We start from the raw sequence: 17208 nt of genomic DNA, 5'->3' as shown, positions 1-17208 counted from the left end.
AATCGATAAAAAATGAAGCGTATATTTTATTTGCTGGTATTATTTTTAGCAGTTTCATGTACAAAAGAACCAGAGGTAATGACCGGGGATATTATGGGTGTTGTTACGGAGTCGGGAAGTGGAACGACTCTTTTATCGGGTGTAACTGTTAGTATTGTTTCTAATGGAAAGAGTACGACAACAGGAAGTAATGGACAGTTTCTCTTTGCCGCTCTGGAACCGAAAACTTATAGTTTGCAGTTTGTGAAGGATGGTTATGTGTCGGATACTCGCTATGTGACTGTTATTGCAGGAGAAGAGGCTAAATGTGATATGCAATTAGTTCCGGAAAAGAACGATGCCAATATAAAAATAACTCCTACTTCATTAAATTTCGGAATAACACAAACTCAATTGTCTATAACTATTACTAATAATGGAAATACTGAAACCGAATGGACGTTAGATTTGGGTGGTGTTTCGTGGTTGGAAGCCGATCAAATCTCCGGACGTATAGCTTCCAAAAAGACACAGAGTGTTGTATTCAAAGTGGATCGTGAGAAATTGGGGAAAGTGGAAAGTGTAATTGTAAAACTATACGCATTCGGTAACTCATATCCGATTTCCGTGTCTTGTGCTCCTGAAAATGCAAAGTCTGATATGTATGTTTCTCCTTTGACATTGAATTTTTCGGATGTTGCATTGGAACTGCCTTTAACTATAACGAACAGAGGAACTGCCGATTTGAATTGGACTTTAACAGATTTGTCGGTTTCTTATATATCGGTTCCAGAAAAACAAGGTACGATAGTTCCGGGCGGAAATAAAATCTTGCAGGTGAAATTGAACCGGGAGATGATACCCGATGAAGTGAATACTAACTTTGTCATATCGGATGGAATTAAACAAGAGGCTGTGACGGTGAAAGCCATCAGGGCTAAAGCTGTCATGTCTGTATCTCCGTTATTATTAGATTTTGGGGAAAATAAGAAAGAGTTATCGTTTAATATTGCTAATACAGGTAATAAAGAATTGAATTGGACGATAGCGTCTTTAGATGAGTCATGTTTATCTGTATCTCCTGTTTCTGGTCGTGTGCCTGCACAAGGATATACGCAGGTTAATGTAACATTGAACCGGACGGCAATGCCACAGACCCTAAATACCGGGATACGGATTTCGGATGGAGAACACTGGGAAACGATTAATGTAGTAGGGGCTAAAGGTAATGAAGTTGCCGATGTGGTAGTATCGGAAGGGCTTTATACTTATTATAAGTTTGATGATAATTATAATGATGCTACAGAAAATGGGATACATGGATTCGGCTCCAATTCTCCTTCTTTTGTGACTGGAGTTACTGCCGATTCAAAAGCTGTGAAATTTAGCCGAACGGATGGGAGCTCTTTTGTTGTGCCTAAACCTATTATTGATTCTCGAAACATGACTGTCAGTTTTTGGGGAAAAGGATTCAGTGACGGAAATATTTTTTATATGGTTTCTTCTATTCAGAACACTCCCATGTTTACTTTGAGTATGAGCGGCGGTTCATTGAAGTTTGTTGTGTCACGCTACAATAATGTGTACCAGTATAGTAATAGTGGTACTTTTACACATCCTGCTTTAATGGATAACCAATGGCATCATATAGCATTAGTATCGGATTATGAGTTGACTACTTACTCTACGGTTACTACGATCTTGTATGTGGACGGACAGGCTGTTGATGTAGTAACTGAGGAGGCTAATCACTTTAGTGAGAATGGAGGAAGCCAGTCGTCTTATGGCACGGGAATTAAATTTGTGATGGGGGGAAGCGTAAAATTGAACAGTACTACTACGCTGAATGCTACTAATATGTCTATCGATAATTTACGAGTATATGACAATCGTCGTTTGTCTGCTAATGAAATCAAGAATATTTATAATGCGAAGCAATAAGACAAAATAAGGACTTTATATGAAACGATTGTTCCTTTTTCTATTTGTTTTTTGCAGTGGAATTGCTTTTACGCAGACTTTTTCGACTGAATTCCAGGAGTATAGAAATAAAGTTAAGGCAGAGTTTAACGAATATAAAAATAGAAAACAAACGGAGTTTGAAAATTATCGTAAGGTAAGGAATGAAGAGTTTGCTGTTTATTTGGCAACATCGTGGAAAGATTATATGTCGTTTTCTGCTAAGACGTTGAAAAACAGGAGTAAACCCGTTGCTCCTGTTATTTATGATGAACAGGATTTACATGTGCCTTCAAAACTTCCGGTATCTCAGGTAATTTCACCACCTTCTGTTATTCAAGACGTACCCTTGAGTATTGCTCCTCCGATAAGTCCGGGAGAAAAGAAAAATCTGTATCGTTTTCTGTTCTATGGCACAGCTTGCTATATGCATTATATTCCCGATGAAAATATTGGGTTAGAAAACTTGACTGAAGAATCTGTGAGCAAATGCTGGAAACAGTTGTCTAAAGATAAATATGCGACTTTGATTGATGATTGTGTAAGGTTGAAGAGTGAATTGAATTTGTGTGATTGGGGATATGTGAAACTAGTAGAAACTGTATCGGCCCATTTGTTTCCAGGGTTATCAGATTTTCAAGCTGTGGTCAGCACTTATTTGTTAGTGCAGTCTGGTTATGATGTCCGGTTATGCCGCATGGGACAAAGTTTACAGATGCTGATTCATTCAAGCGATCAATTATTTCAATTGAATTATTACATAATAAACGGGAAAAAGTATTATCCTACACATCCCATAAAACAAGGACAATGTATCCAGACCTATCCGGACGATTTTTCAGTAAAGTGTATACCTGTAAGGATGCTTATGAATAAATATCCGAATTTTGATACAGATATAGCAGATCGGTATACCTATGTATCTTCTTCTTGGAAAGAAGTCGCTCCGTTTCGTATATCGGTTAATCCGGCTGTAATCCGGTTTTATAAAGATTATCCACAATGTGAATGGAATCTTTATGGACAGGCAGCTTTAAGCCCGGAATTTAAGAAGCAAGTATTACCTTTTTTTCAGCGGCTACTTACAGGAAAATCGCAGTTGGAAGCTGTCGGCTTATTAATAAATTACGTACAGTATGGTTTCTCATATAAAACTGATCATGATCAATTCGGTTATGAGAAACCCTTCTTTGTGGATGAAAATTTCTATTATCCGTTTAATGATTGTGAAGACCGTTCTATTTTATTTGCCAGTCTTGTAAAAGAATTGTTGAAAATGGATGTTGTATATTTGTATTATCCAAATCATTTGGCAACTGCAGTCTTGTTTTCGGATTCGGTAGAAGGTGATTCGGTTATGGTGGCGGGTAAAAGATATATTGTATGTGATCCTACTTATATAGGTGCTCCGATAGGACAAGCCATGCCTTGTTATAAATCGGTTGCGGCAAAGGTGATATTCATAGATTAATACGATTTCTTTGAAATATAGCTGTAATGATAATAAAAGGCTTCCTGATTCAGGTGGCCTTTTGTTGTTTAAACTACATTTGAAGAACAAATCACAAGACAAAAGCAAATAAATAAATTGTATAAGAGGGAAGATAAGACGGTTTTTTTAATTGCGGATTTTTTCTTATATTTGTAGTATGACTTCTCTCTCGGATGCCAATTTGGGAGATACAGGTGGGTAAATAAAGGATTTTATTATTACTATCGGTCGGAGAGGACGGATGTAATGATTGCTGAAATGGTGATCCATTTTTTTATAAGATTCTTTTTTCCGGAATATAAAAACACGATTTGTCCGGAAAATAATCCGTTGAAGTTTATATAAGTTGTTAGCTCTGTATAGGATAAATTATAGAGAAATCGTAAATGAAATATACAGGAAGAGTTAATTCTTATAGGATTGAATTATTGTTTGATAAAACGAATATCAGTCTTTTAAAAAAGGCCTTTCATAAATAGGATCACGGATAACGTTCGTGTAAGAGAGAATGAACATTTTCAGGCTTTGTATGGATTTTTCATCCCGGGCCGTTAACCAAAACTGAGATTAAGATGAATAAACACAAAACGTTACATTCATTTACGTTGCACAATTACCGGGAGATCCCCCAAATTGCCGGATTGTCGCAGGAAAGTATCGAAGCTATCGAAGTAGTAGGGAGAGTTTTACCGTTCAAAACAAATAATTATGTGGTGGACGAGTTGATAAATTGGGATAATGTTCCGGATGATCCGATATTTACGCTGAATTTTCCCCGTAAAGCAATGCTGGAAAAAACTTATTATAACCGCGTGTTGAAATTAATGGAAGCGGGAGAGCCGTCCGGGAAACTGAAAGAAGAGATAAATGCGATTCGTCTTTGTCTGAATCCCAATCCGGCGGGACAAGAGCATAATGTTCCTATGCTAGGCGATATAAAGCTGAAAGGAATGCAACATAAATACCGGGAGACCGTACTTTTTTTCCCCAGCCAGGGACAGACATGTCATGCTTTTTGTACTTTTTGTTTTCGATGGCCTCAGTTCTCGGGAATGAGCGGTTATAAATTCGCGATGAACGAAACGGAAAAGTTGTTGAATTATTTGAGAATACACAGGCATGTGACAGATATTTTATTTACGGGCGGAGATCCTATGACAATGTCGGCTTCTATATTAGAAGCTTATCTTGTTCCTTTGCTTTCACCGGAATTCGAACACGTGCGTACTGTCCGTATAGGAACAAAATCGTTGGCGTACTGGCCTTATCGCTATTTGACCGATCCTGACGCGGACGATATTTTGCGCCTGTTCGAGAAGATCGTTGCATCAGGTAAGAATCTGGCTATACAAGCTCATTTTAATCATCCTGTAGAATTATCTACCGATGCCGTTAAATCTGCTATTCGTCGTATTCGCAATACCGGAGCGCAGATAAGAACACAATCTCCTATGCTTCGTTACATCAATGATTCTTGGGAGACATGGGCGCAGATGTGGAGAAAACAGGTAGATCTGGGATGTATTCCGTACTATGCTTTTGTAGCCCGTGATACCGGAGCCAAGCATTTTTTTGAAATTCCGCTTGAACGATGCTGGAATATTTTCAGAAAAGCTTATAGCTCGGTGAGCGGTGTTTGTCGTACAGTGCGCGGACCCAGTATGAGCGATACTCCGGGAAAAATACAGTTGTTGGGGGTTACCGAAATAAAGGGAGAAAAAGTTTTCGTTTTGAGATTCCTGCAAGGGCGTAATCCCCGCTGGGTAGATATTCCGTTTTTTGCAGAATATGATCCTAAAGCGACTTGGTTCAACCAACTTAAACCGGCGTTCGGAGAAAAAGAATTTTTCTTTGAGAAAGATAAAGAGTATGTGGGATTAAATAAAGACTCTTCCTTCCAGCTTTTTGAGTGACCGGTCGTTAGTAAATATATTTGTAACCTATAGAAAGAAAAATATACGGGAGATGTAAGTTTTTCTTTCTATAGGCTATCCTGTTTTTTACAAGGTCCAGCTAATCCCAATGGAGAATGGTCTTACATCGGGACCTTTTCCTTTCTCGAAAAGGCGATCAATCGAGTAACGTCCGTAAATTCCCAGTTCTCCTATTCCCATATGCAGGAATATATTTCCTCCTCCGGGCTCGGCATTTCTGTCTCTGTAATTTTCCGTATGTTTTTTACCGTTCTCGTCTTTATATTTTACCGTACAGCCCGGAATGGCTCGTATGTCGGCTTCTATACCCCCTTGTACGAAGAACGGATTTTTTTTCCGGGGAGTCTGCCAGGATAATAATACGGGGATTATCGTGGAGAAATGATAAAAACTGCTGCTTGTATATACTTTTCCTTCCGGGGCCGGCAGCCATTTTGTTACACCGTTTTCTTCTCTGAAAGCACGGTTGCCGTTATAGCCGTACCAGTTTCCTTTAAATCCGATACCGGTTACAATAGACCATTTTTTACTTTTGCCCAGAGGAATATCTGCTTCGAAAAGATACATGCCAACTTCCCATGAACGAATTTGCGACAGATTGATATCTCCTTTACAAGCGAAATTATTCATGCCTAAGTAGAACCCGACCAGATTGTTCTTGTGTTTGCGGTAAAATGGAGCGGATAATATAATTCTCCTTTCTGTACTTTTTCCATCCTTATAAACCCCTTCGAAGATTTGGTCGTTTTCGATCGTATCGCCTGAGGATGACGGTTCGAATATTTTTACCTTGATTTTTTCGGCCGATTCTTTAATTTCAAGTTTTTTATTGCCGATAAAGATAGTGGTATCGGTATAGGCTTTTTCCTGAGCTATGGCGCATACTGGCAAAAGGAGAATAAGTCCTGATAAAAAAATGTGTTTCATTTTGTGTAAGTTATGGGTTAATCTTTTTTCATGAATAGCATGGTGACCAGGTCGTCGGCATCTAATTCACCTTCGATATATAGTAGAGTTGCCGATCCCTTCTTTCCTGTTTTAAAAAGAATAAAACGATTTATCTCTCCCTTTTGAGGAGGTAGTTGATAATAGCCTGATTTTACTTCTCCTTCCTCAATTATTTCTTTGATCTTTCTGGCCCGTTTTTTATCGCTTTCCAGACAACGTCGTATTTCGGGCATGAATTTTTCTGTATCCTTGAAACTAATGCTTTTATATAAAGTCATTTCATAGGTTTCCAGCATTTCTTTGGAAAGTTCCACAACCGTCACACCTTTTTGCTTTCCATATTTTTGAAACAAAGAGGCTATTTGTAATCCTTGCTGGGCATAGCTTTGACCGACGCCGCTAATGATAAGGATGAAGAGAATGATGCGGATTATTTTATTCATGGTTTTGAGTTTTAATAAAATTAATCGTTGAATAAAAGATTGAATGTATCCGGTTCGTCGAAAGAAACATCTTTAAAGGCGGACTGTGCTTTTTCTCTTATCAGGTATTCATTGGTATATAGCTGTCCGTCAATAATAACATAATTTTTATAATCACAAAAGCCTCTTTCCTGATAGAATATGCTTATGGCAAGGAAAGCACAGGCTGCTATGCTGCCGATCGTATATAATATTTTTTTTCTGTGCCTACCGATGTGCAAAGATGGAGTGCTTGATTTGCTCTCTTCGACGAAGTATGAAAATAGCGGACGATAACGTTCCCGCTCAAAAGGAATATTTTCTTGTGTGAAATATTTTCTTAATTGTAATTCTTCTTTTCGTGAAGTCTTACCTTCAAAATATTTATGTAATAAATCTTCGATATTCATGTTTTTAATTTGTTTTTTCACAAGTCATTTTAAAATATATATCCCTTACTGTTTTCCTGGCCCTTGAAAGGTTTTTACGTACCGATTCGGCGTTAGTTCCGGTTATTTCAGCTATTTCTTCCGTTTCATATCCTTCAATATCTTTCATTTTGATAATGGTTTTTTGTAAATAAGGAAGAGATAATATGATTTCCCGTATCAATTGTATGTTATCTTTTTGTTCCAGAAGGGTGACAGGGTCGTACCGGGTACTGACTTTCTCGATAATTTCCAGAGGCTCGGTTTCTATTTTTTTTCTTCTCCACTTGTCTATGCAGGTGTTTTTTGTGATTTCTACGGCTAAAGCTTCTATATTATTGTATTTCTCCAGGTCTTTTCTCATATGCCAAAGTTTCAGAAAAACATCTTGTACTGCGTCTTCCGCGTCTTCGTTGTTTTCCGTCATTTTCCTGGCATAGTTCAGTAACCTGTCCCGGAGCGGTATGACTTTTATTTTGAAAGCTTTGATCTTCATTTATATTATGGAGACGGTAATAATAGAAAAACGTGACATGAAATATAAAAAAATAGCAGCGGAAACAGGGACTTATGCAGGGCGTCTTTGGGGACAAAGAACATTAAATTATTTGCAGAATGACTGATAATGTGATAAGTCCTAATCCGATATAAAATGGAAAATTCAATTCTTTTGTCTCATTTAATAAGATAAAATATAGGCCGGTTCCAGATTATAACTCCGGTTTACGGTGAATGCCGATAATTGTTTAAGTACTTGAATTTGCGCAGGTATAATCCGGTGGTACAGATATGGCAGAACAGCAGGAGACAGAAGATATCTTTATCTTTCATAGGAGCATTTTGTCTGTAAAAGAACACAAAAGTAATGTTTTTTACCCATACTCCGCATGTAGATATTGTCTTTAAAAATATCAGAAAGGGTATCCGATCGCCAGATGAAATGCCAGACTTTTCTTAAAAGAAGTCATGTTATAATAGCTTTTTTTATCGGGATTCTCATAAGGAGTGTGTATCCCTATGCCCAGGTCGGCGCGTAATACGAGCATACTGATGTCGTACCGAAGTCCTATTCCGGTTCCTAAAGCAATATCTTTGAGAAATGTTTTGGCGTTCAGTTCCCCGCCGGGACGTAGAGGATCTTTTTTCAATAACCATATGTTTCCGGCATCGACGAATATCGCACCATGCAGGTTTCCGGCTATTTTAAAACGGAATTCCACATTTGCTTCCAGTTTGAAATTCCCGGTCTGATCGAAATAACCGTAGGAGTCGTCTGCTGGCGGACGGTAACTTCCCGGCCCCAGAGAGCGTATGGTGAATGCTCGTATGCTGTTGGCTCCTCCGATATAAAATTGTTCGCTATAGGGCATTTGCTTGGAGTTTCCGTAAGCATATCCGGCTCCTATGAGCAATCGGGTTGCCAGCCAGTTATCGGTTCTTATCCTGTGATAATATTTCACTTCGTTCGTCCCTTTGATGAATTGTGAAAAGGGGCTTCCGAACAGTTTCTTTTCCCCTTTTTTCCCGAAAACTTCCATGATGCTCCATAATATATTTCCGGCAGAGGTTCCTGATATCTGCCATACCCACCGGTCGTTTTTTTCCCTTTGCCGGTTATCGAATGTGTAGGTGTAGGAAGAAGTGGGTATAAATTGGTTGCTAAAGCTCATCGCAATAGCAGGATTTTCTTCCATGGTCTTGTCGAAGGCTTCCGTCGTATTCAATAGTTTCGTGTAAGTCAGCTTCGCTATGGTTAGGTTGTGAAAACGTGTTGATGCTGATTGATAATCGTAACCATACGAAATGTTGAACGATGCCATACGAAAATAGTGGGGCCTGTTCAATAAGTTTGCTCCTAACTGGAAATTGGTATTGGTATCGAATCTCCGGCTGTGCGGCATAAATTTCAGACCTAACAGCCGTGGGATGGAGAGGGTACTGTTCAAGCCTATTTCATAGGAATTGAATAATGATGATTTACCTTTGGAGGATCCTCCTCCCGTTTGCCATTCGTAACTGCCGTTCAGCTTTACCGAAAGTTTTTCTCCTCCTCCGAAAATGTTCCGGTGATTGATTCCGAATACCAGTCCCGGCCCCAGATAGCTGTTCGACTTGGAAGATACGTTTGCTTCCAGTGAGGCTTCCAGCGGAATGTCGAAAGGAGTTTCGATAGATACGTCCAAAGAATCTTTTCCTTTCAGGGAATCCAGCGGCGTTACATTTACCGAAACCGACCGGAAAATACCCAAGCGGGTGAGCTTCGTTTGTGTGAGGTTCTCCTGATTAACCGAAAAGTATTGTCCTGTATGGAGCAGAATATTCTGGGGAAGTACCGATTTTCTCAGGTGTATAGGTTTTTGGAATGCGACGGTCATGTCCCGTTGCCGTATCGTATCCCATTCGCCTTTGCCTGATGCACTGGGTAGAGATATGTTTATTTTTCCCACGCGGTATGCTTTTAGTGCTTCGGCCGGTATACCTTTGCGGAGGATGAGTTTCAGGTCTACACGTTGATCTTTTTGTGTTGTGTCGGCCAGATATTCTATATATTCCGGTCTAAAATAATAATATCCCATATTCCGGACGACTTGGGTAACATTATTCCTGACCGAAGCGAGTGAATCGAGGCAATACCGTGTTCCCGGTTGTATAGGGGAACGGCTGTATATACTGTCGATGATCTGAGTGAGACGCGTATTGTTTTCGGGCAGATAAATGCTGTCCAGTGTATAGGCCGGAGCAATTTCCACCCAATAGTTTATCCTTGCTTTCTTTTTATTTTTTTTATTATATAGTATTTCATATTTGGTTTTAGACCCGAAATATCCGTTGTTGTTAAGGATATCCTGTACAACGCGCAACCTTAATTCGGGCTGTACGGTAGAGATGAGAACGGGTTCTTTTGCCAGTTTTTCATATATCCAGTGTTTTAGCCCTGTATTTTTAGAAGGTTTCATGTAGTTGTATACCCATAGCCCTATAGGAAAGGGTGAACGTATATAAGGTGCATATAATGAATTATTGGCAGGTACAGATAAAGTGGAACGTACTTGCGACGTAACACTTCCGGGCACTTCTACTCCTTCTTCGGGTTCTATCTTCATTTTTTTTACACCTGTATACAATACTTCACCTTCGCCTAACCTGCTGGTCGTCGAGCAGGAAACCAGAATGGTTCCCGATATTAAAGCGTATAGTATTTTTTTCCAGGCTTTCATAGTTAATTTTCTTTCTTTTTACGGTTACTGAACCGGAATAGATCAAGTAGATTCGATAACTTTTTACGTACGACAAACCCGACTCCCGTTTGAGTTATTTCTCCTTCCAGTATGCTTTCATAATCATTATGGCGGAATATCTTAATATACATGTTTTCCCTTTTGTTGAGCATGTATTCGAGAGATATATCGTCTATGAGGTTTTCTTTCAGATCTTCGTTCGTGGTCGCGTCGGGACTGAAACTTCCTCCTATCACGACTTTGAACCGGTCGTCGAATAGTGTTTTGGATACTTTGTACGAATAATCGGTGCGCGTTGTGGCTCCTCCGGTTCTTTGATCGTCATATTCGCTGATTCCGAACGAAAGGTCTATATTTTTGAGATTATTTTGCGCCCATTGATTCAATTCCTTTTGCAGGAATGAATTTAGCGGATTACCTGTAAGATTAGCTTTGGCGGTGGTTCCGGGACCTGTATAAGTATTATATAGTAACAGATTCATGGCTTGCGAGGCTCTTTGCTCCGCAGTAAGAGACTGGAGCTGGTTTTGGATGGTAAGATCCTGGGGGGCGGACAGCCCGAAAGATACGGATAACCGTTCCAGGGTATTTTTTATTTCTATACTGATGTCAAAATTTACAATCCGGCTGTTCTGGTTTTCTTCGGTTACACTGGTTCGCAAGGTTTCTATTGCGGTAATATTGAGTATAGGGTCGAGCATATTACCGTTCCAGGTCACATCGCTTCCTTGTTGTATTTTAAATAACTTTTGTGATATGATAGGCGGGTTGTAACGCACATATCCTCCGCTCAATACATATTTCCCGGTAAAACGGCTGTCTCCCAGTGTATTCATGGTATAGGTGAGAGATCCTCCCCCTTCCAGGTCTATGCGGTTACTTCCGTCTGCCGAGAGATTTATGGCCATTTTTACCGATGGCGCTATATTCAGATTCATCAGGATATCCATACCTATGATGGTGTTTTTGGGTACAGAATCTGTTTCTTCTATAGCGGTCGAGTCATTAAATGCGACGAAAGTCACCATATTATTTTCCTGCTGTTTCAGTTCGAGCGGCGAATCTCTCATGACATAAGTAACTTCGGTTCCGTTCAGCAGGTCCACATTTCCTCTGATGGTCAGTCGATCGAGTGGTCCTTTGACTGTCGTTTCAAGGTCAATGATAGCTTTTCCGTATACCATGGATTTACTGTTTTTGTCTACACGGATAGGCTGGAACTCCGAAGCATGCAAACGCAGATCGGTATATATGTGGGAAAAATCTTTTAAATTTATATCACCGCTTACGTATAGAGGTTTTTGATTGGGACCTGTGACGGAATATTCGTCAAAGTGTAATATTCCCTCATCGATAAGTATTTTATTATCAGATAAATTATACGAAGTCCCTATCATAGGAACGGAAAAAGCTGTCGTGTCGGTCTGTAACCATCCGTTAAGCAAAGGCGATTCTGTTTTTCCGGTAACGGAGATTTCCCCGTTAAGACCTCCCTGAAGATGTGCCATGTCACCGGGAAGAAACGGATTTGCCGTAGAAAGGGGAAGCTGGTTTAGTTTAAGTGTAATGTTCAGCGGCTCAGGCGAGTTTCCTGCATAATATCCGCCTATGCGTGCAACTTCTTTTCCGTCTATATCCATGTTCAAGGCTGCCTGTTGCCTTCCTATGGAATCCAATTGATAAACAATTTCCATATTTACGGTTCCGATGCGTTGCTTATCATATTTTAAATTTTCTATGCCTAAAGAACCTTTCACATTTGTAGTGTTTTGTGGAAAGTTGAGTAATAAGTTAGCCGACAATAATCCGGCGACGGGAGGGGCGAACGGTGATAATTGGAGCCAGGATTCTATATCCACTCCTTTCATATCTACGTGCAGGGCTTCCTGGAAATTAAAGCCGTTTTTATGTTGTGTTTCGACGATTAAATGCCTGTCATTGTGTTCCAGTCTTATATTTGCGTCGAAATGTTCGCCGAACTTGTATTCGAAAAAATTATCTTCATTCAGGTTCCATGATTCAAAACCTATGATCGGTTGATTGGGGAAAAAAGAAATTCGCAAAAGGGAGTCCTGCAGGCTGGCTTTGCAACCTATGTGGAACCCTTCGTTCCCTTGCTGATTCTTTTGTATGCATAGGAATTGGGAGCTATTTCCCGAAACATATCCGTCCAGATCAAATGCGGCGGTCTGCCCTAATAAATTATCCGGGCGATTACGTATGTTAAGATGATAATATAAACGTTCATTCGATTCATTTACTTTCATGCGTACCGTATCCAGAATAATACCGCTTACCTGAAAACGGTCGATACCTGCAGACAGATTCAGGAGCGAATCATTCTCGGCTTTCAAATTTAGATTATGAAAATTCATTCCCATACTGGATAGATACTGGTTCAGCAAATTTTTTCGGGCTGCATTAACAGACAAGCTGAAGTCCGGCATAGCATGCTGCAGGCTCTCTATATCCAGACGTTTGTTATTAACCTGTTCGTTTAATATGGGTATTGTGCGGTTAATTGCGGACAGAAAGTTATTGGGACCGGATGGTGTGGAGAAGTCTATCGACATGTCTCCCGATCTCAGATTTCCTTTTATATGAGTGGAATCTGTTTCTGCCTTTAATAAGAGTTGTTCGAAATTGATCTCTGCCTTATCTGCCAGTAGTTCGAGCTTTGTTATTTTAGCTTCGAGGTCATATATTTGATCGGGTAGTGCGGCGTTCCCCTTAATAGAGAAATTCATGCTGCCTTTGAGAGGAGTGGCTGATAGTTTAACAGCTTGCAAATCCATGTGGGGAATATTTCCTGTAAGGTTTCCGGTATATTTTTGTTTCGATATATATCCGTTGAATTCCAGATGCGCTTTAAGGTCGGGAATAAGAGACGTAATTCCGGCTATGAGTCGGTTATCAGCCAGTGAAACATCTGCTTGTATGCCGTTGAAATCGTATGCTTTATATTGGAGCTGACGAATCTTTGCCGATATTTGAGCGGTCGTTTTACCTGACAGAAAATCGAAGCCTTTGCCATTTGCTTCTATTTGTGAACTTATATAACCCAGCGAATCTTTTGGGAGAAATCGGAAAAGAGGAAAACTATCCAGCGATAATGTTGCATCGTATAGTTCTTTTTGTGGGGAATAGCTTCCTTCAAGAGCCAATTTTCCTTTTCCTGCATAGCAAATTAAATGGGCTGTCATATCGTCCGGTAATACTTTTGCTTCACCTTTTAAAGTTAAAGAGGGTATAGATAAACGATTTTGTAAAGCCGTATCGGGTACCATGTATCGGATAAATCCCATATTAGTAAAATTTCCGTTCAGTTGTACCGAAGCTGATAATTTTTTAGGTTCCGTTATGTTTTGCGCATTTCCGGAGAGATGCAATAGGAAATGGGAAGGCAATTCGGCTTTTAATTCGGATAAATTCAGCCTTTTAAGACTGCCGGTAGCGGTCAGGTTCATATTAATACGTGAAGCCGGAGACAGGCTTTGTGTATATTTTTTTGTGTCGCCATAGAATGAACTTATGTCGTTCAGACTTATCCAAGCATTTATTCGAGCAGAAACCGGTGCGTTATAATCACTGGTTAATAATCCTCCGCCAGCGGATAAGTCGGCCGATAACTCAGAATCCCGTGTCGCTAAAGAGAATTTTTGTAATGCTATCCTTGTAGAATCCATGATGAATGTTCCGGATGTACGGATAACCGAAATACCCGATCTTTCGTTAAAAGCGAGTTGACGGATGGGTACGGTAATCTCGGTACCCCTGTTATAGAAAGAATCTACTACGATGGAGAAATCCGATACTTCAATATATTTTGGATCGAATCCTGATAAGGGTCGGTATCCGTTTTCGGCATATATAGCTTGGTTATGAAGAATTTTGATGCTGTTAGCTGTAACGGTCCAAGGTGCGGATGTAATAGTGTCGGCGGGTATTTTCTCCTTTTCATTATTAATTGTTACCAGGGTCGGTGGGGGAGTGAGATAGCGGTAGGCTCCTTGTTCTAACGTAATAGATTTTATGTTGACAATGTGTGCTCCCATGTCGACGAGCCCTTTACGCAAATCGGCCTGTGGAACCGAAGCTGTGAGCAAGTCGATAACCGGAAGCATTTTCATTTCATAAAATATTTTGTTCAGGCTAATGCGGTCGGCCTTGATTTTCCACTTCATAGAGGAATTGTCTTTCACTGTCGTATCCGGCGAACTTTCTTTCATGTGGAGTACTACATTTCCTTCGTTAAGGCTGATATAAGGAATGCTTATCGATTCGTTTTTCAAGTCTATTTCACCTGCTGTAAGGATTAAAGATTGTAGTTTTGCCGATAATGATAGGGTTGAATCGGAGGTTATGAATTTAAAGGAAGTGTTACGTATATCTATTTTTTGTACATTTAGTTGTTTATGGAACAGCGGTAACAGTTCTATGTCTATTTTTATGTCCCCGCTTTTTAAGATCGTGTCTTTTGACTGGCTGAGCAGCAGACTGTTGCGGACTGAAAGGTCAAATGGGAATGCCAGATGTATATCCTCGATGGTTAATGCCATTCCGGTTTTTTCCGATACTATTGTAATAAGCTCATTCTTAGCCCATTTTTGCACAGGGGGCAGATAAATGAGCAGGGGAAGCAATAGTAAAAGAATCAGAAACGATACTATCGCTATGAGTGTATATTTAAACCATTTTCTCATATACGTTTTTTATATCGCCGGTTGCGTTAATTAATCGGATATCAAGTAAACATTTGGGTAAACGTTTTGTTTTAAAAATACGACCATCTTAAGCTGTAAATATATGAAAAAGTTTTTGTTATTGATGGTTTCTTATGCAATGATTGCATTTGGAAATTCCTCTTCTTTGCCACTTGTAGCCCATAATCAGTCGGTTAAGTTCGATGATTTACCCGAAACAGCCCAGCGTTTTGTGAAAAAATATTTTCCTGGAGTCGCCATTCGCCAGTGTTCTATAGGAAAAAAGAGAAACTTCGATATAAAACTGGTTAACGGGTATGAGATAGGTTTTGACAGGGAAGGAAACTGGACAGGGATAGAGAGTGATAAACATCCGTTTTCTCCGGAATTACTGGAAGAACTTCCCGGAGAGTCGGTAACTTACCTAAATATGCAATTCCCACGTACTCCCATTCATAAAATGGAACATAAAGGTTCGAAATATAGGGTATGGGTGAAATCTACTCCAAAAGCTGAAATTTCTTTTGATGAAAAGGGTAAATTATTGAAGGCGGATTATAAATTGATTAAAGCTAACCGCCCTCATAAATGATACTATTGACTATACGCCCGAGTAACTGACGGCTACACCGATAAGCCGGTCGTAACGAGCTCCGATGGGGCGCTGATATACTTTGACCAGGTATTCATTGACCGTTTCATAATAATTGCCTTCGGTAAAAGCCGGTGTTGCTTTACTTTTGTTATGCGGGATAAAAAGATAATTATAATTGTACGAGCCTTGTTTCAGCAACAATGCTTTTTCATATCTGTTAGTTGCCGGATTCCATGTCATACGGCTATTCTCATTGTACAAATGGTTTGTTAATTCTCCGTCGATATATACGTCTCCGTTTAACGGATGGTCGGTTTCCAATGAAAAGTGAGTAACAAAATAATCACTTTCCAGATCGCTGTTGTCCGCGTCGGTCTGCCGGATGACAAATCGTCCGTATTGGGTTTTATCGTAAGTATAGTTTCCGTTGACCCGGGGTAGAGCCGGAAAAAGCGTAGCATGGTAGTAGGGATTATAATAACGGATATTCTCTATTCCCATTCCGGCATAGCGAAGGTTTGTCGTCTCAAATCGGCGGTATTCATTACCGGCTTCGAAGATAAGTGACGGCATATGTTCGTACCGGATGTTGTTTCCTTGTACCATCATAGGCCGGGTGATTAACACCTCATTATCTCTTCTTCCATTTTGGGAAACATATATTTTCAGCTCGTTGTAAGGGTCTTGCAGCCCGAAATGACTGGTATTTATGTCTATGGTCACTTGTTGATGTTCCCGGTTATAATCGATATCGGTGCGGGAAGATACAGACGGGATCACGGTTGTAAGTCTTTCATATACCGAAAAGCAGGCCTGTAAAAGCACCTTTTCCGGCTGGTTCTCAGGATATACGAGCAGTACGTAGTTTCCCGACACCTTGAACCGGACCGATTCGTTCGGTAATTCTATCTGGTAATGAACATAATGGGCAAATGTTGCAGAAGAAAAATCGTAATTTTCTACAGGGTTGGTATTGAATCCGTCCAGATATTCAAGTTCCGATAAGGCTGAGGGTCTCCAATCGGCGTTACAATGTATAAGACTGTAACTCATATATCTTACGTCTTCGGCCAGTTCGTCGAACGAAATTATTATACGATCGTTGCTGTCCAGTTCTATTAAAGGAGGGAAAAATTCGTTATTTTCATTTTTTACTTCGATAGTGTGTATGCCGGAGGCCAGTGGTTGTGTCTGATATACCTGATTCTGGCCTGGCAGAGGAGAGATTAATCCGATGGTAAGAAAAAAAAATGTAAGGATTCGAGCAAACATAAGCTATCGTATTAATATACAAATATAATGATTTATACCGTTATAGTATTGCTGGGTAAACAAAATCTAACAGTTGGTATATCATATATAAGAAATATTACTATAAGTAGCTTATTTCCAGTAGTAATATTTTATTTCCTCCATGTTTGATTTTATTTTTTATCTTTGCAAAAAGAAAAAGTCGATTAAAATATATAG

General features: G+C 39.7%; 11 protein-coding genes and 1 pseudogene. 4 read left to right on the top strand and 8 right to left on the bottom strand.

Translation table 11 applies throughout. From position 1 onward, the window contains the following. The first annotated feature begins 12 nt into the window (after positions 1 to 12). The 3 genes from OCV73_RS12810 to OCV73_RS12800 all read left to right on the top strand — a co-directional run bounded on the left by OCV73_RS12810 (position 13) and on the right by OCV73_RS12800 (position 5343). Positions 13 to 1920 carry a BACON domain-containing protein gene (locus OCV73_RS12810; RefSeq protein WP_147552798.1) on the top strand — a complete coding sequence of 636 codons (1908 nt, stop codon included), beginning with the start codon at positions 13 to 15 and terminating at the stop codon, positions 1918 to 1920. Positions 1921 to 1939: 19 nt separating this feature from the next. Then, positions 1940 to 3409: a hypothetical protein gene (locus OCV73_RS12805; RefSeq protein WP_147552796.1), complete on the top strand. Its 1470-nt coding sequence runs from the start codon at positions 1940 to 1942 to the stop codon at positions 3407 to 3409. A 593-nt stretch (positions 3410 to 4002) separates the two neighbouring features. Further along, entirely contained in the window at positions 4003 to 5343 is a 1341-nt protein-coding gene (locus tag OCV73_RS12800) for a KamA family radical SAM protein (RefSeq protein ID WP_147552794.1), read from the top strand. Positions 5344 to 5430: 87 nt separating this feature from the next. Here the strand turns inward: OCV73_RS12800 and OCV73_RS12795 are convergent, their stop codons facing one another. The 7 genes and pseudogenes from OCV73_RS12795 to OCV73_RS12765 form a co-directional block, all read right to left on the bottom strand. Further along, on the bottom strand, positions 5431 to 6291 hold the full coding sequence (locus OCV73_RS12795) for a hypothetical protein (RefSeq protein ID WP_147552792.1): 861 nt from the start codon (positions 6289 to 6291) through the stop codon (positions 5431 to 5433). 17 nt (positions 6292 to 6308) lie between these two features. Beyond that, on the bottom strand, positions 6309 to 6755 hold the full coding sequence (locus OCV73_RS12790; RefSeq protein ID WP_147552790.1) for a DUF6108 family protein: 447 nt from the start codon (positions 6753 to 6755) through the stop codon (positions 6309 to 6311). A 20-nt stretch (positions 6756 to 6775) separates the two neighbouring features. After that, entirely contained in the window at positions 6776 to 7183 is a 408-nt protein-coding gene (locus tag OCV73_RS12785; RefSeq protein ID WP_147552789.1) for a hypothetical protein, read from the bottom strand. 4 nt (positions 7184 to 7187) lie between these two features. Further along, positions 7188 to 7697 (bottom strand): RNA polymerase sigma factor, encoded by a 510-nt coding sequence (locus OCV73_RS12780; protein WP_147552787.1) that lies wholly within the window; start codon positions 7695 to 7697, stop codon positions 7188 to 7190. Between the two features lie 103 nt (positions 7698 to 7800). Beyond that, positions 7801 to 8020: pseudogene (locus tag OCV73_RS12775) on the bottom strand (EamA family transporter); the annotation flags it as partial. Positions 8021 to 8112: 92 nt separating this feature from the next. Continuing rightward, entirely contained in the window at positions 8113 to 10419 is a 2307-nt protein-coding gene (gene tamL, locus OCV73_RS12770; protein WP_147552785.1) for a translocation and assembly module lipoprotein TamL, read from the bottom strand. 2 nt (positions 10420 to 10421) lie between these two features. Beyond that, a complete protein-coding gene (locus OCV73_RS12765; RefSeq protein ID WP_147552783.1) occupies positions 10422 to 15143 on the bottom strand; it encodes a translocation/assembly module TamB domain-containing protein in 4722 nt (1573 codons plus the stop codon). Between the two features lie 103 nt (positions 15144 to 15246). On the opposite strand from OCV73_RS12765, the gene OCV73_RS12760 reads away from it, so the two are divergent. Continuing rightward, a complete protein-coding gene (locus OCV73_RS12760; RefSeq protein WP_147552781.1) occupies positions 15247 to 15735 on the top strand; it encodes a PepSY-like domain-containing protein in 489 nt (162 codons plus the stop codon). Positions 15736 to 15744: 9 nt separating this feature from the next. Here OCV73_RS12760 and OCV73_RS12755 read toward each other — a convergent pair whose 3' ends face one another. Continuing rightward, positions 15745 to 17010, bottom strand: a complete 1266-nt coding sequence (locus OCV73_RS12755; protein WP_147552780.1) for a type IX secretion system plug protein — start codon at positions 17008 to 17010, stop codon at positions 15745 to 15747. Positions 17011 to 17208 lie beyond the last annotated feature (198 nt).

The organism is Barnesiella propionica (genome assembly GCF_025567045.1).
GTDB lineage: Bacteria > Bacteroidota > Bacteroidia > Bacteroidales > Barnesiellaceae > Barnesiella_B > Barnesiella_B propionica.
This window is presented reverse-complemented; position numbering and strand designations above follow the sequence as displayed.